This window comes from Novosphingobium sp. KACC 22771 (genome assembly GCF_028736195.1).
GTDB lineage: Bacteria > Pseudomonadota > Alphaproteobacteria > Sphingomonadales > Sphingomonadaceae > Novosphingobium.
In genome coordinates, this window is record NZ_CP117881.1 from 2,556,784 (window position 1) to 2,576,468 (window position 19,685).

Consider the following 19,685-nt stretch of genomic DNA (forward strand, 5'->3'; position numbering starts at 1 on the left):
GAATGTATATTCTTAAGTCAAAGAACTTGTTGAGCGAAATTAATCAAAGCTTTCACGGACTTTTTGGCGGCAATTTGTATACACTAAGTTTTGTATTGCCGGGAATAATTTCCGGCTCATTGCCCACGGAGGCATGGGGTTGGCTAGCAACGGGAACTGTTCCGAATGTTTCGCCAGCACTTAACCCCTCGCCAGCTGCGCCAAGTGTATTTCCGGGTCGGCCCAATTACTAAATTCCATCAATGCGCGGCGACCGGATCATCCCCCGAAACCTTCGCAATCCCCTCCTTTATCCACTCCTGCCCAACCTGATACAGCTGGACGCGGAGGGCGGCTTCGCGGGTGAGCTTTTCCCAATCGGCGCGGGCCACGGAAACCATGTCGGCAGATCCGGCTTTGCCGTCATTGCCTTGGGCAAGGTGATCGGTTCCGGGCAGACCGGCGTTGCCGGGGCCACCGTCAGGGGCCTTTGCCCCGCACAGGCCGCCAGCAGGCAGAGCGCGGCCAGCGGCGGCACTCGCAACGCGGCGTAGATAGTCAGGTGATTGGGCATCGGATTGCCTCCCAATGGCCGCGCTGATCGCGGCGGGTTGATGGTTGACGGCGGCCTGCGCGGCCTGCGCCTTGGGCTGGGCGGCCTTGACCGCTGCCAGCGCCGCCTCGGCATCGAGGGCGCGCGGTTGCCAGCCCCGCCAATCCATGAGCGTGAAACGAAACGCCCCGACCTTGGGCGCGATGGTCAGGCCATCAAGGCGAACCGTCTGTACGCCCAGCGCCACGGCCAGCGCGGCCAAGGCGATATAGGACAGCCGAATAGGGCTAAATCTGGCGGAAATATCGGCGGCAAGGCTCATGGCTTCCCCCTTCAAATGGGGCCGCCCGCCGCCATGATCGGCGCGCGGGCGGCAAGGCTTAGGGATGCAGCACCCGGTAATTGTTGCGCACAACCCAGACATAAAAGGCATTCATGGCCAGCAGCGTCAGGACAGCGGCAAGGGGCGCGGTCGGGCCGCTGACAAAGACCAGCCAAAGCGCAATGGCCGTCATGATAGCCAGCTTGGCCCCCAACACGGCGTTAATGCCAAGGCGCGCCATAAGCCACGCGGCAAGCGGGTTTGCCTCCCGCCCACGGCCCGACAGGATGCAGGCCCGCGTCAGATAGCAGTCAGCCCCATTGAGGGCCAAAAACAGCGCGGCCAGAAGGTAAAGCACAAGATGCATAGGGAAGGCTCCGATAAGCGCCCAGAGGGGCGGAAAATGGAAAATCAGGCGGCATCCTTCAGGCAGACCGCCTTTTCGCGGGCGCGCCGTGTCACAAGGCCAGGTACAACCCGACCGCCCGCACGGTTAAACCATGTCAGGCTCGTGCAGCTGGCCGCGATCTGGCCCGCATTGATCTGGGCGCGCATGGTCGAGCGGCAATAGGTCGGCCAGCCCACGTTATAGGCCAGCGACACCGCCGCGAACCGCACGTAATCCCGCCCCGGAATGGACAGGGCAAGGCCGGGGGTGCAGGCCATCACCTTCTCGGCGGTTTCGGCCAAGCGCGATTCCAGCATGAGCGCGCATTGGGTTTCGGTGAAGGTTTTGCCGATTTTGATGTCGGCCCCGGTCAATCCGTCGCAGGCCGTGGCAACCTTCACGATATCGAGATAGGCGCGCAGATATTGCGGCCCGCTGATATGCTGAATCGTGATTGTATTGGTGGCGGGCGCGACCGTGACGGCAACCGTTCGGCCCGATTCATGCGCGGGCGTATCGGTCATCAACAGATTGCCCGTTACCGGCCCGACAATGGCCAGCAAGGCGCTGCCCGCAATCACCACCAGAGCGCCGCGCCCACCCTTTGCCGGGGCGGCGGGAATATCATTTGCCATTGGGAAGCCTCTGTTTCAGCACCCGCAGCAACGCGGGCAGGATGACGAAAACCGTAAGGCTGAAGGCCGAGGCGGCGGCGGGTCGCCAGAACGGCGGGATATAGGCGACAAGGCCCGTCAACGCCTCTGGATGGTCGCAGACAAAGCCCACGCCCACGCCGACCAGCGCATAGAAGCGAACCGACCACAGCCGCCACCAGTGGCGCGCTTCGTCAATCAGCATCATTCGCGCCCCCGGCGGGCGCGCCATCGCGCGCGGCATGAAGGCGCGAGATCCAGCGCTGGACGGTCGGCAATTCGTAAATGCGCAAGGTCCAGTAAATGACCGTCAAAAGCGTGATGACGTTCATGGCGCTGACCATCGCGCAGGCAATGCCGATGGCCGAGGCCAGCGCATCAAGCGCATGTTTCAAAATCGGGGGGATCATGGCGGCGGCTCCGTTCTGGCCGCCATCATGGCAAGCGGGGCTACAGCCGCAACGCGCGGGGCATGTAGGCCCCAACGCAACAAGGCCGCCCGTTGCGGGGCGGCCTTGTCAGTTTTCCGATACTTTGGAGTTTGGGCGGCGTGGACAAGTTCGAGTGACCGAATACGCCCACTTGCGGTCGTCCAGTAGTTGCCGCAGACTGCGGCCATGACAGCGTATGCCGAAGTCGACCCCATCATTGACGTTTGGGCCCGGGCGAATGTGAAGAAGCTTTTCAACGAATGGGCAGGCCGTCCTGCTAGGTTTGCTTATTTGCCCGGATTGCGTCCGTTCGAATGCTTCCAAATCTCGATTGACGCGCCTTTGCTCGGCTGCATTACCGTACACGCTCGATCCGTCGATACTGACGACGAAAGCGAGTTCGAACAGTGCTGGGAAGGCCCAATTGACACCCTGCCCGCCATGCTCGAAGAGGCCACCGGCACGGTTCAAGAATGGTTGAGCCGCGTGCCCATGAAGGGCAGCTAACGACCAATTCAGGCCATTCCCATCGGTGCCGAATGTGTCCACACGCCCTAGCTTCCCAAAAGCCCCGCCTTCACTTCAAAACCCACCCACGCCGCGCCGTCCCAGAGCGCATTGACCGAGACGCAGATCCGGCGCGGGTCGTCATCGGGCAGCAGGGCAACCTGCGCGGCGGCATTGCCTTCGAGCGCGGCGGTGATGGCCTCGGGCAAGGCGTTGTCGCTGGCCGCCTGTTCGATCATCGCGGCGCTCTGGGCCAGAGCATCGGCCTTGTCGGCCCCGGAAACATTGAAGGAGAAGGAGTTGGGCATGGCGGTGTCCTTTAGTTCTCGATGATGCCCGCGCCCGTGTAGGACTGGGCGGCAAAGACGTAGGAGCCGGTGACGGTGGCCGCCCCGGCGTAATTCAGCGATGTGATGGTGACCTGCGCGAGATTGCCGTTGGCGGGGACGCGGATGGCAAAGGCGATGGTCTGGCCATCGCCTGCCGTGGTCGAGAATTCATCGGTCTGTTGCACCGCGCCGGTCATGCCCGCCGAGTTGTAGATATTGGCGTTGGTCAGCTCAAAATCGATGCGCTGGCGGCGCATGGCCGATGTACCGGCGCGCCCCGCCGTCACGTTCAGCCGCACCAAAGCGGAGTTGTACGGATTGCCCATGCCAAGGTTGAACAGGGTGACCGGCGTGACCGTGTAGCCGGTGATCGCCACCGCCGAGGCCACCGTGGCCGAGGTGGAGACGGTATAGGTGCCGGTGCCGCCCGTCCCGGTGCCAAAGCCGGTGATGAAAGTGGCCGAGGGGATATTGGTGCCGGTGATCAATTGGCCCTGCGTAAATGATCCGCTGCCCGATCCGGTGACGGTCAGGGTGTTGCCGCTCATCGTGGCGGAAAAGCCGGTGACGGCGGAAACCGGCGCAGTCAAAGCCACGCTTTCCTTTTGCGTCAGGGTGCCGGTGTAGATTTTGGCCGCCGATCCGCCGCTGCCCGCATAGGCCAGCTTGCCGGGGTCCACCGCCGCCGCGCCTGCGCCAAGGAAGCGGGCGCGTTGCTGGGCGCGGGCGATGTTGGCCTTGCCGTTGGGGTGGATGGCATCGGCCATAAAGCCCAGCGCGTTGGCCGTGGTGTAATCGGGCAGGCCCAGCCAGTGCCGGTCGTCATAATAGGCGCAGCCCAGCGTGTTGGCCACGCTCTGGCGCACGGCGGTATAGCTGGGCCAGTTGTTCGAGGCGGCATCGGCGGGATCGAGGGCCTGAACAAGGGTGATGAGCGGCTTGACCGCCGTGACCTGCTGAAACAGGCCGACGATGGTGGTCAGGTAGCCCGAAAATGCGCTGGCGTTGCTGATGGTGCGGTCGTTCATGCCGCAATCGAGCCAGACCACTTTGGGCGCGCATTGGGCGATAAAGGTGGCAAAGCTGGCGGCGTTCAGCCCCGCGACGGTCGCCGCTTTGCGCCCGCCGGTCGCCATATTGTAGGGGCGGAATTTGAGCGCGTCATAGATGTAATCCGCGCCAAACGTCACCACCGGGCCGGTGGGATTGGTCGCCCCCGCCGTCCAATCGAAGCGGTGGCCATAGGCACCGCCGCTGGCCCCGACCGGATTGGTCAGGGTCAGATAGGCCAGCTGATAGGTCGCGGCGTAGCAGTCGATGATGGTGGGCGTGCCGGTGTTGCCCACGTCATTGATGCGCAGGCCGCCAAGGTCAGGCCCCTTCAGATAGAAGAAGGTGGCGCTCTTCCACTGCGCCTCGGGAATCCATGTGTAATAGGAACCTGCGCCGGTCAGCAGATTGCCGCCGCCGTGGGGCGAATGGACGCAATAGGTCGTCCCCGGCGCGGTCCCGGCGTCGATGCCGATCTCGCTGGCCCCGGTGCGGTAGAAGCTGGCCCCGGCCTCGTTGGCGGTGCCAAGGTTATGCCCCTGATAGCCCGGCCCGCCATAGCCCAGATTGGCGCGCATGATCGCATAATAGAGCACTCGCCACGTCAGCGGGGCAAGGCTGCCCGCGCCATCGGTCAGGCTGTCGAGCAGGCAGCAATGCATCCCGCCCATCGCCGCGATGTTCTGGGGCAGGCGCGCGAGGCGGCGCAGGGCGGGGTCGAGCATATCCTGCACATTGCCAGCGGGCGACAGGCCGACCGTTGCCGCGTTGAAATAGACGTTCGCGTAATAGGGCGCGCTGGCCGTGCGGCGATAGAGCAGGATCGAGGCGCCGCTGCCCACGGAAAAGACCTGATCGACGCCCAGCGCGCCATCGGCCAGCGCGGCGGCAACGCTGGCATAGTTGCGCGCGGGCACCGAGGCGGCGGCGCTCTGCGCGCCCGCCATGGCGGCCTGCGCCGCATCGCGCGCAGCCAGCGCGGCGGTCATCAAGGGCGCGACCAGAGCCGACAGGCGCGCCCGCCATGACTGGCCGCCCTTGACCACCGGCAGGGTTTCGGTGCCGTCGATGGCGGCATCGGCCAGCAGATCGAGCGAGGTGATTTTGACCATGGGGCTTACTTTCCAATCGCGCGCCAGAAGACGGCCATGTCGAGGTCATCGGAAAAGACGTTGAATTGGGTGAGGCTGACCTTGTTGCCGCCCACCTTGTTGCCGTTGGTGGCCGCGATATTGGGCGCGCGGGCCGTCACTTGCAGATTGACGCTGGCCAGATCGGTGAAGGCTATGGGGAAATTGAGCGGGGGCGGCGATCCGGTTTCCCCCGCCGTCACTTCGCCCCATTGTTCGATCAGGCCACCCGGCATCTTGCGCCAATAGCCGTTGTCGTTCGATCCAACAGGAAAAGCGGCGGCATCCTGCGGCGTATAGGTCAGCAGCCCCAAGATAGCAGCTTTGGTGAAGGCGGCGGCATCAAGCGGGACATAGCCCAGCACCGCCTTGACCGCCGCGCCGGTAAAGCCCGCGCTGTCAAACGGGACATACCCCAGCCGCGAAACAATATCGGCATACCATGCGCCATGCTGGCCATCGAGCAGATCGCCGTCCACACCGCTGCCCGCGCCATCCACGCGCAGCAGCTGCGCCAGCAAGGCCGCCTGCATCGCGGCGGGCGTGATAACGCGCAGCGGGTCGGTGCCCGCGCTGGCCTCGGCGTTGGTGGCCAATTCGACCACGCCCTGCTGCGTCGTGGTCGCAGGCGGATTGAGAAAGTCGGTATTGCCAAAGGTGATCGCATCGGATTGGCCGCGCGCCATGGCGATGTCGAGCGCGATATAGCTGACCGCGCCGGGGGCCTTTTCCGCGATACGGTCGGCCTGACCATAGACGGCAAACAACAGGCCGGTGGACGTGTAAAGCGCAAAGCCCCGATACCCATACGCATCGGCGCTATCGTCCAGCGCGGTCAGGTGGATAAGGTCATCGCCCAGCGTATCGCCCGCAACCCCCAGCCGTTTGAATTCCCCCGGCAGCGTTTCAAGCGTCGAGGCGACCGTGAAATCGGCATCGGTCAGCCCGATCTGGGCGATTTCCACCGGCCCAATCGTGCCTGCCTGCACGTTCACAATGGACGCAAGCCCCGCCTGCGTCAGCGTCATAATGTAGCCCATCAGGCATACTCCCAAGCGGTTCCGTCCGGGCTTTCCAGCGGTTCGCCATATTCGGTGGTGATTTTGAGAAGGTCGGCAGCGGCGGGCTGGGCGATGTCGCCAAAGCGGCGCGCCATCATCATCACCCGCCCCGCCACCGTGATCGGCAGCGAGGCCGACGCGGCGGCGCTCTGGCGCAATTCAAACAGCGTTCCGGCCGGTTTGGTGCGTTCAATGTCGGCCAGCAGGCTTGTGGCAAAGCTGGCCGTCATGCTGCCCGCATCGGCCCCGTTGGTGGGCAGGATCACGGTAAAGGTGCGCGGGGTTCCGCTTCCCCCTTCCTCCCACCATTCGACAAGGCGCAAGGTCGCGTCATATTCGGCCAGCAGCAGGTCCATGGATTGGCGCGAACCCCGGCGCTTGTGCCGTGGGATGGCCTCTTGCGCCTCCTGCCTCTGGCGCGCCTCGCTCCATGTCGCTTGCCAGCGGTCAACCCCCAGCCCCCACGCCACCCAAGGCAATACACGTATAGGTGTATAATTGGGCAGGCCCAATTGGGGCAGCGGGATCGAGACAAGGCCGTAACGATCCGTCAGCGAGAGCCAACCGCGCAAAAGCGGCGTGGCATTGGCCCGCATGGCCAGCAGCTTATTCGCCACGGCCCGTCGCCTCTATGTTGATGCCGGTGCAATAGGCCGCCTGCGTTTCGCCCACCACCATGTCGGCGGCCAGCGAGGTAAGGCGCGCATTGGCAACCCCATCCACGGTAATCGCCGCGTAAATATTGGCCAGATTGATGTCGCGGCCAATCTTGCGCGCGGCCACGGTATAGGCAGCGGCCCCGGCCTGCGAAGCGGCGACCACAACCTCACTTGATGGCCCATCAAACAGCGTCAGTTCCGCATCGAGCGCATAGGGCAGGATTTGGGCCGATTGCACCACCACGTAATCGGTCAGTGGGCGCACCTCTGCGCTATCGGCAACAGCGGCCTTAACCGCCGCGATTTCCTCGGGCGTGGCGGTGCCGTCCCCTTGCGCCGACAGCAGCGAGAGCAGCACCGTTCCCGGCCATGTTGCGGCATCGAGGGCGGCGCGCGTGGCGGCGCGAATATCGGCGGCAACGCCATGGGCGGCCAAGGTAGACTCCACCAGCGCCTTGATATTGTCGGGCTTGGGCGTGGTGACGGACACATCGGCAATCGTAGCCGCCGCCGACAGGGCAAAATAGCGATAGGCCGAAGCTGGCCCCGCCACGCTGAAACTTGTGGGCGCAAGCTGGATGCGCGCGCGATAGGCATCATCCAATTCGCCCGACAGCCGCGCCACACCCATAAGCGCGCCCAGATGGTCGAGGTTCGCATCCTTGGCATAGGCCAGCAGCATTTGCTTGGCGCGCTCGTTAAAATCCTGCCGCAGCAGCATTTCAAAATAGGCAAAGACGCCCGCCACCTTGACCGCCGGATTGGCCAAGTCCTCGGCGTCAAAGTCTGGAAATTCGGCAAGCACCTTGGCCACGCAAGCGGCGCGGATGGCTTCATAGTCGATCTGTTCCACCACATCGGGCGGCGAGAGCAGCGACAGGTCAATGACGGAATTGGTCGGCATGGCCCTGCTATCGGACGCGGGCGCGCGGCATTCCATTCGCCCGCATTGTGGCGGGATGGCTGACAATATCGGCACATAGAGAAGTGGTGCGGGCGGTGGCTTTGTGAGGCCATGAGAACGCCTGAAGATACCCTGACCGACCCCTATCAGCTGATCCGCTTTGGCACCGTGGCCAGCGTGGATCTGGGCGCGGGCCGATGCGTGGTCGATCTGGACGATGACAGCGCCAGCCCGCCTATCCGCTGGATCGAAATGCGTATGGGCCGCACCCGCACATGGTCGCCGCCCAGCGAGGGGGAGCAGGTCGTTCTGCTTTGCCCCGCTGGCGAAATCGGCGCGGCGGTGGCCCTGCGCGGACTGGCCAGCGATGCCTTTCCAACGCTGGGCGACAGTCTGGCCGAGGTCATCGAATTTCTGGACGGCGCGCGCCTGTCCTATGACCCGCAGGCACATAGCCTTTCGGTTGTCCTGCCCGATGCTGGCAGCGTTCGGATTGTGGCTCCCGGCGGCTTGTCGCTCGAGGGCGATCTGGAATGCACCGGCACGGTATCGGCATCGGTGGACGTGATCGCCGCAGGCGTCAGCGGCAAGGGCCACCGCCACAGCGGCGTCCAATCCGGCGCGGCAATTTCGGGCGGGCCGGTGTCGTGAGCAGCGGCATAGACCCCGTAACCGGCGCGCTGATTTCCGGCGATGCGTATGACGATCATTGCATTGCCGATCTGCTGTCCACGCCCCCCGGCACCGAATGGATGCGGCCCGAATATGGCTGGATCGGCTTTGAAATTCTGGACGCCCCGCTCAACCGCGCCACGGCCCTTTTGCTGTCCAGCGCGGTGGCCATGGCGATTGCCCGATGGCTCCCCCGCATCAGGCTGACCAAAGTGACGGTTTCGGGCGATCTGGCGCGCGGCGAGGCCGTCATGACCATCGAGCGCCAGCGCCGCGCCGCCGCCAATTCCCTGACAACCCAGACTATCCCCCTTTCACGATAGGACGCCCCCATGCACGGCATCAAAACCAACCTTCTGACCACTACCCGCCTGACCCCCGCGACCGTCGCCACCTCTGTTATCGGCATGGTTGTGACCGCGCCGGATGCGGACGCCGCTATGTTTCCGCTCGATACGCCGGTCCTGATTTCCAATGTCCTGACCGCTCTGGCCAAGGCGGGGACTACCGGCACCTTGCGGCCCGCGCTGCTGGCCATCGCCAATATCGTCAGCCCCAATATCGTTGTGGTGCGCGTGGCGGTGGACGCGCAAAATCAGGATGCCAAGGTCTTGGGGACCGCCAGCGGCCCCGCCTATACCGGCATGCAGGCGCTGTTGATGGCCGAGGCCAAGACGGGATCACGCCCGCGCATCCTCGGCGCGCCGGGGCTGGATACGCAGGACGTAACCAACGGCCTGATCGCGGTGGCCAAGCGCCTGCGCGGCTTCGTTTATGCCATGGCGCAGGGTGACACGCGCGATGATGCCATCGCCTATCGCGAGGAATTCGGCGCGCGCGAACTGATGCTGATCTGGCCCGCCACAGCCAAGGGCAGCGCCGATACGATTGGCTGCGCGCTGGGCCTGCGCGCCTATATCGACCAGACCGTGGGCTGGCACAAAACGATTTCCAATGTGGTGATTACCGGCGTGACCGGCATGGCCAAGGACGTGTCCTGGGCGATGGATGATGACACCACCGACGCGGCCCTGCTGAACGCGGCAAACATCACCACGCTGATCTGTTACAACGGCTATCGGTTTTGGGGCAATGAAACCACCTCGGACGCGGACAGCTGGCGTTTCGAGAGCGCGGTGCGTACCAGTCAGGTGCTTCAGGACACGATCCAAGAGGCCCATTTCCCTTATGTCGACAGCCCGCTGACTTTGGGCATTGTCAAAACGCTGATCGCCAAGGGCAACGCCTTCATTCGCAAATGCGTGGCCAATGGCTGGCTGATCGGCGGCAATTTCTATTACGACACCGGCCTCAATGAAACCGGCGATCTGGCGGGCGGCAATCTGGCGCTGTCCTATGATTTCACGCCCTGCGCGCCGCTGCAAAGCCTGACCGAAAACCAGACGATCACCGACACCTATTACAGCGATTTTGCCGCCCAGTTGGCCAGCACCACCACGGCGGTCGGCGGCTAAGGTCGCGCCCCTTCCCCTCCCCCACAATCTCATAGGAGCGCTTCGCCATGGGCTTTCCCGCGAAACTCAAAGACATGAATCTCCACCTCGGCGGGCGCGGCCATAAGGGCATCGTCTCCGAAGTGACCCTGCCCAAGCTGACCCACAAGCTGATCGAATTTCGCAATGGCGGGATGCTGGCCGCGCTTCAGGCGACGGTCGGCCTTGAAAAGCTGGAGCTTGATTTCACCATGGGCGGGCTGATCCGCACGGCCCTGCGCGACTTTGGCGCGGCGGCCTATGATGCGGTCGTGGCCCGGTTTTCCGGTGGCTATCAGGAGGACGGATTCGGCACTGTCAGCACGGTCGAGGTGACCGTGATGGGCCAATATACCGAAATCGACATGGGCAACGCCAAAGTGGGCGACGACACGGCCCACAAGGGCAAGCTGTCCTGCGTCTATTACCAGTTGGACGTCGACGGCGAAAACTGGATCACGATTGACGTGATGAACAACGTTTTCCTTGTTTTCGGGGTGGATCGTTACGCCGAATTGCGCGCTGCCACCGCCGATTAACCCCCTTCGCCCCGGCGCGAAATGCGGGCGCGCCGGGGCGAAACACCCGCCCGCAATGACCTTTCCCCTGCAGGACAAAAACCCATGCGCCGCATTGCCGTGATTTCCGCCGCCGCGTTCCTCTCCCTCGCTCTGGCGGGATGCGACAGCGCCCCCGTGGCCCCGCAGATCGACTATGACACCGACCAACCCGCCCCCCAACCGCAGGCCGCCGCGCCCGCCGACCACACGCTGCGCGACGGCCTGATCGGCGGCGCGCTGGGCTATATGGCAGGCCGCGCCAGCCAGCCCCGCCCGCAGGTGCAGGTGGTGAACCATCATGTGTACCACCCCGCCTACAGGCCCCCGGCCTATCGCCCCTCACCCGCCGCGCGCACCTATCGAACCACCACGATCATCCGCAGCTATCGCCGCCGCTGATCCAATCCAGTCAATTCAGGAAAGGGATTCCACCATGACCACCACCCCCACCAACGCCAAGATCGCCGCCGCCTTCACGCCCGCCCCCGGCAAGTCGCGCACTGTTACCCTCGACACGCCTCTTGTCCGCGAGAATGGCAACACGATCAGCGAATTGACCCTGCGCAAGCCGAAAAGCGGCGAACTGCGCGGCCTGAAAATTCCCGACATTGTTGCGGGCGACGCGGATACGATCATCGCGCTTTTGCCGCGCATCGCCCACCCGACCATTACGGCCAGCGAGGCCGAACAGCTGGATTTTGACGACATTGCCGAAATCACCGGCGCGCTGCTGAGTTTTTTGGAGACGAAGATGAAGACGGCCCCGGCATCGGAAGCGCCGACGCCGCACTAAGCGTCGATGACCTGATCGCGGACATCGCGGCCATCTTTCATTGGCCAAAGGAAACGCTGGACGCGATGGCGCTGGATGAACTGCTTGGCTGGCGCGAACGGGCCATCTCCCGCTGGAATAGAATGCAAGGGCAGGAATAAATGAGCGACAACCTTCTGAACCTTGTGGTCAAGTTTTCGTCGCTGGATGGCCTGTCGGGTTCGCTCAAGTCCATGATCGGGCTTGGGCGATCCTCCAAAGATGAAATGCGCGGTCTGACCAGTGAACTGGCCAAGGTCAAAAAAGGCATCAAGGATTATGATGCCGAATTGAAGGTGGCGACGGGCAGCGTCAACCACCTCTGGAACGCGCAGAAAAAGCTGCTGCAACAGGAAGAGGAACTGCGCGCCAAGATCGAGCGGCGCAAGCGTCTGGATGCGATAGACGGGCGCACCGCGCGTATCCAGAGCCGCGCCGCAACCTATCGGCAGGAAGGCATGATGGGCCTTGCCAGCACGGCAATGACCGCCGTTCCCTTCTTTGCCGCGATCAAGGAAGCGCGCGATTACGAAACCGAATTGGCGCGCATTGACTCTTTGGGCTTAGGAAAAGGCGTTGTCCGACAGGCTGACAGGTTTGCGCATGGCGCGCATATCATCGGCAATTCCACGCGCGATATGGCGGCGGCCTATGGCGATGCCATGGCCATTTTCAAAGACACCCATGAGGCCGATTTCGCCACACCCCTGATCGCCAAAATGAAGTTTGCCAATCAAGCCCTCTTTGGGGCCGAGGCGGGCGGCGAACACGATCAGGCCCTTATGAGCCTGATGAAAACCATCGAATTTCGTGGTGGCACCAAAAGTGAGGCCGCCTTTGCCCAGCAGGCCGATTTCGCCCAAAAGGTGGTGAATGCTTCGCGTGGGCGCGTGAACGGCAATGAAATGCTGCTTGCCATGAAGGTGGGCGGCATTCTCGCCAAGACCATGTCCGACAAGGCATTTTACCTCAATTCCGAGCCATTCCTTCAGGAAATGAGCGGCAACCGCTTTGGTAACAGCCTTAGCGCGGTTTACAGCAATCTGGCGCAAGGCCACGGCAGCATCGCCTCGCAACAGGAATTGATGCGGCTGGGCCTACTCGACCCCAAGAAGGTCGAATTCAACAAGTTGGGCATGGTCAAAAAAACCTTGCCCGGTGCGGCCGACATTTCAGTTTTGCGCGAAGAGGGCGTTCTGGCCTACCTCAACAAGGTATTGCTGCCTGCCTTTGCCAAGAAAGGGATTACCGGGGATCAGGCCATTTATGATGAGATTGGGCGCATTTTCTCCAACCGGAACGCGGCCAACCTCTTTGCAACGGCCTATCAGCAGCGCGACAAGCTGGCTATGCAAAGCACGGCGAATGCGCGGGCACTCGGCATTGAGGGCAGCGTCAAGGTTGCTTCCGGCACCTTGGCGGGCAAATCCGCCGAGATGTCCGCCAAATGGCATTCGTTCCTTGAGGTGGCGGCCAAAAAGGGCGGCCTGCTGGACATGGCTATTTTCGGCGTTGGCAAGCTGACCGATGCGCTGGATGGGTTGACCTCATTCGGCAATCGTCACCCCAACATCTTCAAATGGGTTGGCACGGCCATTATGTGGCTGATCGGGCTGCGCGTGGGCTTGGCAGCGGGCAAATTGGCCTTTGGCGGCCTGCTGAAGCCTATTGCCGATCTGTGGGGCATTTGGAGCAAATACAAGGCCCTTGGCAGTCTGGCCGCCACCTTCCCCAAGGTCGCCACGGCCCTGCGATGGGTGGGCATGACTGCGCGCTTTATCCTGCCCTTTATCATGGCCATTCCGGTTTCGTGGATGCTGATAGGCGTTGCGGTGGGTCTGGCCGCCGTGCTGATCTGGCGCAATGTGGACAAGATCAAGGCCGCCTTTTGGGGCGGCGTGACCTTCGTCAAAAGCACCTTGGCGGCCCTTCCCGCTTGGCTGAAGGGAATGGGCGGCATGATGATGCAGGGCTTGGTCATGAGCCTTAACCCCATTCTGTTGGTCAACCGCCTGACCGACATTGCCCGCCAAGGCGCGACCGCCTTCAAGAACTATTTCGGCATCAAATCGCCCAGTCGTTTGATGATGGAAATGGGCGGCCATATCGCCACCGGGCTGGGCCTCGGCATGGATAACCACGCCCACCGGCCCAAGGCGGCGATGCGCCGCATGGCCGCCGCCGTGGCTGGCGCGGGGGCCTTGACCATGACCCCGGCGGCCAGCGCCCGCGCGCCCACCCCTATCGGCTTGGCCGGGGGAAAGATTGAAATCCATATCCACCAGCAACCGGGCGAGGATGCCCAGACACTGGCGCGGCGCGTCATGGAGCTGATCGAGCGCGCCCAGCGGGGCAACGGCCTCGCCACCTATCAGGATGATTTTTGATGTTCTACGCCCTTGGCCTGTTCGCCTTTGACATGCCCACGCTGTTGTTTGCCGATCTGGAGCGCGACCGCACTTGGCGGCACCCGGAAACTGAAACCTTTGGCGGCCTGCCATCCACGCAATATGTCGGGCCGGGAACCGATACCATCTTTCTGGGCGGCATGCTGGTGCCTGAAATATGCGGCACCTATTCCAGCATCGAGAAGCTCGCCGCCATGGCCGAGGCGGGCGACGCCTATCCGCTGGTGCGGGGCGACGGCAAGATCCTGGGCAATTTCATCATTCGCCGCCTTAATGAAAAGCATGCCAATATGCTGGACAACGGCAAGGCGCGCAGCGTCGAGTTTACGCTGGACCTTGCGCGAGTACCCGACGCATGAGCGGCGCGGCCTATGTCCAGCCCATGGCGGCGTGGCGCGTTCTTCTGGACGGCAAAGACCTTACGGCCACCCTTCGCCCGCTTCTTATCAGCCTGAAGCTGGACGAGGCGACCGACGAAAAGGCGGACAAGCTGGAAATCACCATCCGCGATGATGGCAGCATCGCCCTGCCCCCCGAAGGCGCGGTTTTGACCGTCTCGCTGGGCTGGGCGCGGGGAACCGGCGTTGCCGTGGGCCTTGTGCCAAAGGGTACGTTCAAGGTGGATGATGTGACGTGGGGAGGTCCGCCCGACCGCATCACGATATCGGCCCATTCGGCCGATTTTGTGGGCAGCTTTCGCACTCGCAAAAACAAGACATACCACGGCGAAACGCTGGGCCAGATCGTGGCCGAAGTCGCCGCCGCCAATGGGCTGGCCGCCAAATGCCATGCCGATCTGGCGGCAACGGTCGTTACCTCGGCGGAACAGGCGCACAAGAGCGACATGCAATTCCTGCGCGATCTGGGCCGCCGCTATGATGCCATGGCCACCATCAAGGGCGGGAGCCTGATTTTCGCGCCCAAGGATGCGGCCACAACCGTAAACGGCCAGCCCATCCCCACGCTGACCATCACCCGCAAGGATGGCGACAGGGCCAGCTATAAGCGCTCTGCGCGCGAGGGGGAGAACGACGGGGCCGAGGCCCAATATTTCGATCAGGGCGCGGCCAAGCGTGTGACCGTGGGCGCAGGGGGCAGCAAGCGCAAGCGCCTGAAGCGCACCTATGCCAGCCATGCCGACGCCACCGCCGCCGCAAACGCGCAGGCCAACCGACAGGCCCGCGCCAAGGGCAGCTTTTCCATAACGCTGGCCCTTGGCGATGCGCGATTGAGCGCCGGGGCCAAGGCCAAGGTCAGCGGCTTCAAGAGCGAGATTGATGGCAAGCGGTGGCTGATTTCCAGCGTGACCCACAACATGAGCGGGGGCGACGGGTTTAAAACCGATGTGGAGTTGCAGGTGGCGGGCTAGGCCGCGTGGTCACATACCGTTGCCAATGAACGTCCGGTGTTGAACAGTGCAAAGGGCTACGGGAATGTCGGGAAAGTTAGGGGGAGCGGACAAATGCCATCGCGCTCATGAGGGGATAGGCAAACCTACCATGGGTGAATTTGGCCGACTAACCTTGGGGAGGTTCGTCCAGCAAATTACAAGCAGCTCCCGCTTCTTCCGCGTCACCGACATCTTGATCTTCACTGCTGGCGAAAGACTCGGGCGCGATGCGCTTCCTGATAGTTTTGCACAGTTCCTTGACGCTATTTCTCGAGCGCCACCAAGCAAGGATAAGATACGAACCAAGCAAAATTCCAAAAACGGATACGACGATAAAAACCGTCTTGATGCTTTCAGATGCAAAAGTTGACGTGGATAACGCACAAATGGCTGAAAAGGCAATCGATACCAGAAAGATTGAGAAATTTAGCTGTAAATCTGCCGAACTCCCCCGCTCGAGTATATCGAGTTCGGAATCCTTAATCTCATAAAGATCTACGGAATCGACGGTACCTCGCCTAACGACAAGTTTTTTATTGCCTTCAAGAGGAGCGCTTCCTGTCATCTTATAAGTACTTTTTCAACCATTCGCTGTGCTTAGAGCTTATTGGCTTTCTCCAAGCAGCCTCAACCCCAGATCGGATAACAAAAAGACGGTCATTAGGGGTTAACGCGTCCTTCAAGTGGTCTCGTATTTCTTTCGCATTCTGTTCAGTAACAATCGCCCAGCACGTATTGTTGATAGGGCAGTACATTGAATACGTTTTAAGGAGGTCGCGGATGCTCCGACGAACTGTAGCCTCGTTGGCTTGGAATGAGACAATGTAGCACTGCATGGCTTGCCCATACATTATGGTTAGGGCGCACGCTATAACAATCATGATAGCGCTAAGCGGCACTGCTCTAGGGTATGACGCTCAAGTCATCCGGCAGGCTCCGCAACTGGGCGAAAGCGGGCGTTCGAATTTCCCCTCGCAGCCCAACAGGAAGTGTATGCGTGTAGACACGCATACACGTAGACGTCAAAATTTCCGCAGCGCGCCCACCACGCGGCCCAGCACCTCCAGATGTTCAGCATCGACTACCTGTTCGGGCAACAGAGGGTTAGCCGCCATCAAGCATACGCCTTGCGGCGTCATACGAACGCGGCGGATGGCCAGCATCCCGGCATAACGCACCAACCATATCACGTCCTGCGTCTGGACCACACGGCGCGAGGTGTCGATGAACAACAGGTCGGTGGTGTTCAACACCGGCTCCATCGCGTCACCGATCCCCTGCGCCACCATGACATTCGCCGGATCAGCCCGAGTGTGCATTTCGATCAGCGCCCGCCCAATGATGTAATTATGAGCCAGCACATGAATGCCGCCGACAAGATGCCCCGACGCTTGCATCAGGTCGATTTCGGGCACGGCTACGGTTTGGCCCCTCCGGTCGAATTCGGTGGCTATAACCCCGCCCGTGCTGACGGTCGCGACACTCTCGGCGGCAAGGTCAAACCGCTCCAGCAGTTGGGACAGATCCTTTTCGGAAATATCCTCCCCCTGCCACTGGCTTAGATCGACGCGTTGATCGGTATCGCCCAGCAGCCAGTCGACATTGACCTTCAATGCCTTGGCGAAAAGGGGAAAGTGGCGGGTGCCCTTGATCTTGCCCTTGAAAATCTGGCTGATGCCGCTGGCGCTAAGGCCGGTGGCATGGGCCAGTTCGGTCTGATCCATCTTTAGTTCGGTCATCCGCATCTTGATCCGCAACACCCGATCATGGGTCAACGCGACCCGCATATTGCCCGATTGTTCGGGGCGCAGCGGAATTACGTTGGGATGGCTGCCGAGGTGCGCGTCATCAGTCATGGAATAGCCTTGATTTTGAATTTATTTTAATTCATTTAGCCAAGGTTATGCTTCCGCACAGACCGTATCTTTCCCGCCCGATTTTTGACGGGCCAGCGCCGATTCGCCCTTGGCTTGGCCAATTCATAATCGTTCCGGGGGCTAGTTCACAGTCCGTTTTCGCCCTCTATGGCTCTATCAAACCTTGGCAAAATCAATTCTTAGGGATGCGGCGGCGCGCAAAAGAGCGAATTCGCGTGGTTTTACCGCCGCCTGCCGCAACGATACCACCGCCATTAACCGCACATTATAAAATTCACTGAATGAGGCGCGAAGCTATGCAGGAACAGTCTCAATCCCTCCCCATGCCGCCGGTATCGACCCGCGACGGCAATTTGCGCTGTCCGCATTGCTTCATGCCAAGCCATCGGCGCACCAGTGAAGAAATCAACATCACCACGCGCAGCCTGTTGTTTGCCTGCACCAACGCCTTTTGCGGGCATACGTGGCGCGCCACGCTGACCTATGAATATGGCCTTGTGCCCTCGGCCATTCCCAACCCGGAAATGGCCGCCCTGCCCATGCGGACGCCATCAAGGTCCGAAGTCATGGCCGCCGTGCGCGAGGCGCGGCTTGGGGCTGATGGGTCGGAAATCGACATCAACCAACTCGACCTCTTCGCCGCCTTCACCGCCCAAGCCTGAGGATGCCCAACATGAAGCAAGAAAACCATGGCGCAGCCCCGCGCCAGACAATGCCGATTCCGCCCCGCCGCCGCGCCCTTGGCAAGCCGGATCAGCGCCTTGCCATCATCAATCAAGCGGTGCTGGATCAAGGCGCGGCCTATAACCCCATTGCCTTGGCCGAGGAAACCGGCCTGCCGGTCGATGCCATCCGCCGCTTTGCGGCGCAAATCGTGGTGGAACGCGACATGGTGGACCTTGGCATGATCGAGCCGGAGGATGCCATTCGCATGGGCAGCGAGGCGCTGGCCGCATCGCTGCGGATCGTGGGCAAAGGCCACAGCGGACCGCAGCGCCATATCGTGGCGGTCGATGAAGCGACGCCTGCCCCGCGCCACGCCCGCACCCTGCGCGCGGTCGATCTGATGGGCCTGCGCCGGATGGAACAGCGCGCCGCCGCTCAAGAACGCCGCCCTGTAGCATCGCCGCGCACACCCTGCCCGAATTGCGGCTCCCTACCCGGCATCCATGGTGGCTGCCGTCATCAGCGTTTGATGACGCCCGATGAAACCACCGGACAAGGATTGCCCAATGCCTAACGCCTCCGCCCGCCCCTTTCCCGTTGCCGTGGTCGAGCGCCTGCGCGCCCATGGCCTTTATGTCGAAGTGGTGGGCGATGCTCTGCTGATCCATGGCGATTGCCTGCGCGCGCTGTATCAGCTGCGCGAGGCGGGGATCTCGGACGTGATGGCCGACCCGCCCTATTCCAGCGGCGGCACCTTCCGGGGCGACCGCACCCTCAAAACAAGCGACAAATATCAAGGCCCCAAAGCGCGCGGACTATATGCCGAATTTTCCGGCGACAACCGCGACCAACGTTCTTTCGCTCATTGGTCGGCCCTGTGGCTGGGGGCCTGCCGCGAAGTCACGCGGGCCGAGGGCATCATCGGCGTGTTTTCGGACTGGCGGCAATTGCCCGCCACGTCCGACTCGCTTCAGGCTGGCGGCTGGACATGGCGCGGCGTGGTGGCTTGGGACAAGACGGAGGGCACCCGCCCCCGCAAAGGCGCATACCGCAACCAATGCGAATACCTGCTCTGGGGTAGCAACGGCACCATGCCAAAGGACGGCCCCTGCGCCCCCGGCGTCTATCGCCTGGCCACCCAAAGCGAGAAAAAGCACCATATCGCAGGCAAACCTACCGCGCTCCTGGCCGATCTGCTGGCGATCTGCGGCGACACCATCCTTGACCCGTTCATGGGCAGCGGGACCACCGGCGTTGCGGCGGTACGGACCGGGCGGCGCTTTGTCGGCGTGGAAATGGATGCCGCTCATTTCGCCACCGCCCGCGCCCGGATCGCGGCGGAACAAGGCATCGACCTTGGTGAGGCACTAGCCGCTTGAACACACCCGTCGCCGCTGCGCCCGGTGTAGTGCTGTGGCATCCGGCCCGCCGTGCGTATCTGCGCGCGGCGGGCTTGGGCTATACGCGGCGGCTGTCGCGCGCGGCGGTCATGACCCCGGCGCAGGCCGAGGCATTCACGCGCGAAAGCGGCGAAGGCCCGCTTTCGCCCGAACCGGCCTTTGCCCCTCACACCTTTTCACCGCCCGCCGCGCGCGAATCGCTGGCAGGCTTGTCTGATACGGAATTGCTGCGCCGTGCGATCCGGGGCTTGCGGGGCGGGGATGGGCCGCAAGCGCCGCGCTGGGCCGTGGCGATGGACACGCTGGGCCTGACCAGCGCGGGCGCGGTGGCATTGTGTCGCCGCCTCAACCTAGACCCAAAAGAAAGGATGGGGATTTGAACTTCCTGTGTAAAATTAAGGCTCTCACACTTCGCACCTTGCCCGCGAGTGCGAATCCCATT

The 19,685-nt window shown here is 62.3% G+C and carries 27 protein-coding genes; 15 read left to right on the forward strand and 12 right to left on the reverse strand.

The genetic code is table 11. The features are described from left to right. Nucleotides 1-239: 239 nt before the first annotated feature. The 5 genes from PQ467_RS11730 to PQ467_RS11750 are packed head-to-tail and all read right to left on the reverse strand — an operon-like array spanning nt 240 to nt 2,305. Nucleotides 240-854 carry a hypothetical protein gene (locus PQ467_RS11730; RefSeq protein ID WP_274173583.1) on the reverse strand — a complete coding sequence of 205 codons (615 nt, stop codon included), beginning with the start codon at nt 852-854 and terminating at the stop codon, nt 240-242. A gap of 58 nt (nt 855-912) precedes the next feature. Further along, nucleotides 913-1,221: a DUF5658 family protein gene (locus tag PQ467_RS11735; RefSeq protein WP_274173584.1), complete on the reverse strand. Its 309-nt coding sequence runs from the start codon at nt 1,219-1,221 to the stop codon at nt 913-915. A 44-nt stretch (nt 1,222-1,265) separates the two neighbouring features. After that, complete coding sequence (locus PQ467_RS11740; protein WP_274173585.1) at nt 1,266-1,877, reverse strand: lysozyme; 612 nt, start codon at nt 1,875-1,877, stop codon at nt 1,266-1,268. Next, a complete protein-coding gene (locus PQ467_RS11745; protein WP_274173586.1) occupies nt 1,867-2,103 on the reverse strand; it encodes a DUF7940 domain-containing protein in 237 nt (78 codons plus the stop codon). Before PQ467_RS11745 ends, PQ467_RS11740 begins: the two co-directional genes overlap by 11 nt. Next, a complete protein-coding gene (locus tag PQ467_RS11750) occupies nt 2,090-2,305 on the reverse strand; it encodes a hypothetical protein (RefSeq protein ID WP_274173587.1) in 216 nt (71 codons plus the stop codon). Before PQ467_RS11750 ends, PQ467_RS11745 begins: the two co-directional genes overlap by 14 nt. Before the next feature lie 207 nt (nt 2,306-2,512). Here PQ467_RS11750 and PQ467_RS11755 point away from each other — a divergent pair, with 207 nt between their 5' ends. Then, nucleotides 2,513-2,833 carry a hypothetical protein gene (locus tag PQ467_RS11755; RefSeq protein ID WP_274173588.1) on the forward strand — a complete coding sequence of 107 codons (321 nt, stop codon included), beginning with the start codon at nt 2,513-2,515 and terminating at the stop codon, nt 2,831-2,833. A gap of 47 nt (nt 2,834-2,880) precedes the next feature. Here PQ467_RS11755 and PQ467_RS11760 read toward each other — a convergent pair whose 3' ends face one another. Genes PQ467_RS11760 through PQ467_RS11780 form a run of 5 tightly spaced genes read right to left on the reverse strand, consistent with a single transcriptional unit; the run spans nt 2,881 to nt 7,966 of the window. Continuing rightward, a complete protein-coding gene (locus PQ467_RS11760) occupies nt 2,881-3,141 on the reverse strand; it encodes a hypothetical protein (protein ID WP_274173589.1) in 261 nt (86 codons plus the stop codon). 11 nt (nt 3,142-3,152) lie between these two features. Continuing rightward, a complete protein-coding gene (locus PQ467_RS11765) occupies nt 3,153-5,324 on the reverse strand; it encodes a hypothetical protein (RefSeq protein ID WP_274173590.1) in 2,172 nt (723 codons plus the stop codon). A gap of 5 nt (nt 5,325-5,329) precedes the next feature. After that, entirely contained in the window at nt 5,330-6,382 is a 1,053-nt protein-coding gene (locus PQ467_RS11770; protein ID WP_274173591.1) for a gp53-like domain-containing protein, read from the reverse strand. Beyond that, nucleotides 6,382-7,020 (reverse strand): phage tail protein I, encoded by a 639-nt coding sequence (locus PQ467_RS11775; protein ID WP_274173592.1) that lies wholly within the window; start codon nt 7,018-7,020, stop codon nt 6,382-6,384. The genes PQ467_RS11770 and PQ467_RS11775 overlap by 1 nt, the downstream gene beginning before the upstream one ends. Next, complete coding sequence (locus tag PQ467_RS11780; RefSeq protein ID WP_274173593.1) at nt 7,010-7,966, reverse strand: baseplate assembly protein; 957 nt, start codon at nt 7,964-7,966, stop codon at nt 7,010-7,012. The genes PQ467_RS11775 and PQ467_RS11780 overlap by 11 nt, the downstream gene beginning before the upstream one ends. A gap of 111 nt (nt 7,967-8,077) precedes the next feature. Between PQ467_RS11780 and PQ467_RS11785 the strand changes: the two genes are divergently transcribed. The 10 genes from PQ467_RS11785 to PQ467_RS11830 all read left to right on the forward strand — a co-directional run bounded on the left by PQ467_RS11785 (nt 8,078) and on the right by PQ467_RS11830 (nt 15,279). Continuing rightward, complete coding sequence (locus PQ467_RS11785; protein ID WP_274173594.1) at nt 8,078-8,617, forward strand: phage baseplate assembly protein V; 540 nt, start codon at nt 8,078-8,080, stop codon at nt 8,615-8,617. Then, nucleotides 8,614-8,961, forward strand: coding sequence for a GPW/gp25 family protein (locus tag PQ467_RS11790; RefSeq protein ID WP_274173595.1), 348 nt, complete (start codon nt 8,614-8,616; stop codon nt 8,959-8,961). The genes PQ467_RS11785 and PQ467_RS11790 overlap by 4 nt, the downstream gene beginning before the upstream one ends. A 9-nt stretch (nt 8,962-8,970) precedes the next feature. Continuing rightward, on the forward strand, nt 8,971-10,113 hold the full coding sequence (locus PQ467_RS11795) for a phage tail sheath subtilisin-like domain-containing protein (protein WP_274173596.1): 1,143 nt from the start codon (nt 8,971-8,973) through the stop codon (nt 10,111-10,113). Nucleotides 10,114-10,160: 47 nt separating this feature from the next. Beyond that, nucleotides 10,161-10,670: a phage major tail tube protein gene (locus tag PQ467_RS11800; RefSeq protein ID WP_274173597.1), complete on the forward strand. Its 510-nt coding sequence runs from the start codon at nt 10,161-10,163 to the stop codon at nt 10,668-10,670. 84 nt (nt 10,671-10,754) lie between these two features. After that, complete coding sequence (locus PQ467_RS11805) at nt 10,755-11,090, forward strand: hypothetical protein (RefSeq protein ID WP_274173598.1); 336 nt, start codon at nt 10,755-10,757, stop codon at nt 11,088-11,090. 34 nt (nt 11,091-11,124) lie between these two features. Continuing rightward, nucleotides 11,125-11,484, forward strand: a complete 360-nt coding sequence (locus tag PQ467_RS11810) for a phage tail assembly protein (RefSeq protein WP_274173599.1) — start codon at nt 11,125-11,127, stop codon at nt 11,482-11,484. Nucleotides 11,485-11,507: 23 nt separating this feature from the next. After that, nucleotides 11,508-11,624 (forward strand): GpE family phage tail protein, encoded by a 117-nt coding sequence (locus tag PQ467_RS11815; RefSeq protein WP_274176147.1) that lies wholly within the window; start codon nt 11,508-11,510, stop codon nt 11,622-11,624. Next, nucleotides 11,625-13,889, forward strand: coding sequence for a hypothetical protein (locus tag PQ467_RS11820; protein WP_274173600.1), 2,265 nt, complete (start codon nt 11,625-11,627; stop codon nt 13,887-13,889). Further along, nucleotides 13,889-14,269, forward strand: coding sequence for a phage tail protein (locus tag PQ467_RS11825; protein ID WP_274173601.1), 381 nt, complete (start codon nt 13,889-13,891; stop codon nt 14,267-14,269). Before PQ467_RS11820 ends, PQ467_RS11825 begins: the two co-directional genes overlap by 1 nt. Beyond that, nucleotides 14,266-15,279, forward strand: a complete 1,014-nt coding sequence (locus PQ467_RS11830) for a contractile injection system protein, VgrG/Pvc8 family (protein WP_274173602.1) — start codon at nt 14,266-14,268, stop codon at nt 15,277-15,279. The genes PQ467_RS11825 and PQ467_RS11830 overlap by 4 nt, the downstream gene beginning before the upstream one ends. A 148-nt stretch (nt 15,280-15,427) precedes the next feature. On the opposite strand, the gene PQ467_RS11835 is transcribed toward PQ467_RS11830, so the two are convergent. Further along, nucleotides 15,428-15,865, reverse strand: coding sequence for a hypothetical protein (locus PQ467_RS11835; RefSeq protein ID WP_274173603.1), 438 nt, complete (start codon nt 15,863-15,865; stop codon nt 15,428-15,430). Between the two features lie 457 nt (nt 15,866-16,322). Continuing rightward, on the reverse strand, nt 16,323-17,156 hold the full coding sequence (locus PQ467_RS11840) for an XRE family transcriptional regulator (RefSeq protein WP_274173604.1): 834 nt from the start codon (nt 17,154-17,156) through the stop codon (nt 16,323-16,325). A gap of 317 nt (nt 17,157-17,473) precedes the next feature. Between PQ467_RS11840 and PQ467_RS11845 the strand changes: the two genes are divergently transcribed. The 4 genes from PQ467_RS11845 to PQ467_RS11860 are packed head-to-tail and all read left to right on the forward strand — an operon-like array spanning nt 17,474 to nt 19,623. Next, nucleotides 17,474-17,839, forward strand: a complete 366-nt coding sequence (locus tag PQ467_RS11845) for an ogr/Delta-like zinc finger family protein (RefSeq protein WP_274173605.1) — start codon at nt 17,474-17,476, stop codon at nt 17,837-17,839. An 11-nt stretch (nt 17,840-17,850) separates the two neighbouring features. Further along, nucleotides 17,851-18,417, forward strand: a complete 567-nt coding sequence (locus PQ467_RS11850) for a hypothetical protein (protein WP_274173606.1) — start codon at nt 17,851-17,853, stop codon at nt 18,415-18,417. Further along, nucleotides 18,410-19,222, forward strand: a complete 813-nt coding sequence (locus tag PQ467_RS11855; protein ID WP_274173607.1) for a DNA-methyltransferase — start codon at nt 18,410-18,412, stop codon at nt 19,220-19,222. The genes PQ467_RS11850 and PQ467_RS11855 overlap by 8 nt, the downstream gene beginning before the upstream one ends. Continuing rightward, complete coding sequence (locus PQ467_RS11860) at nt 19,219-19,623, forward strand: hypothetical protein (RefSeq protein ID WP_274173608.1); 405 nt, start codon at nt 19,219-19,221, stop codon at nt 19,621-19,623. Before PQ467_RS11855 ends, PQ467_RS11860 begins: the two co-directional genes overlap by 4 nt. Nucleotides 19,624-19,685: the final 62 nt, after the last annotated feature.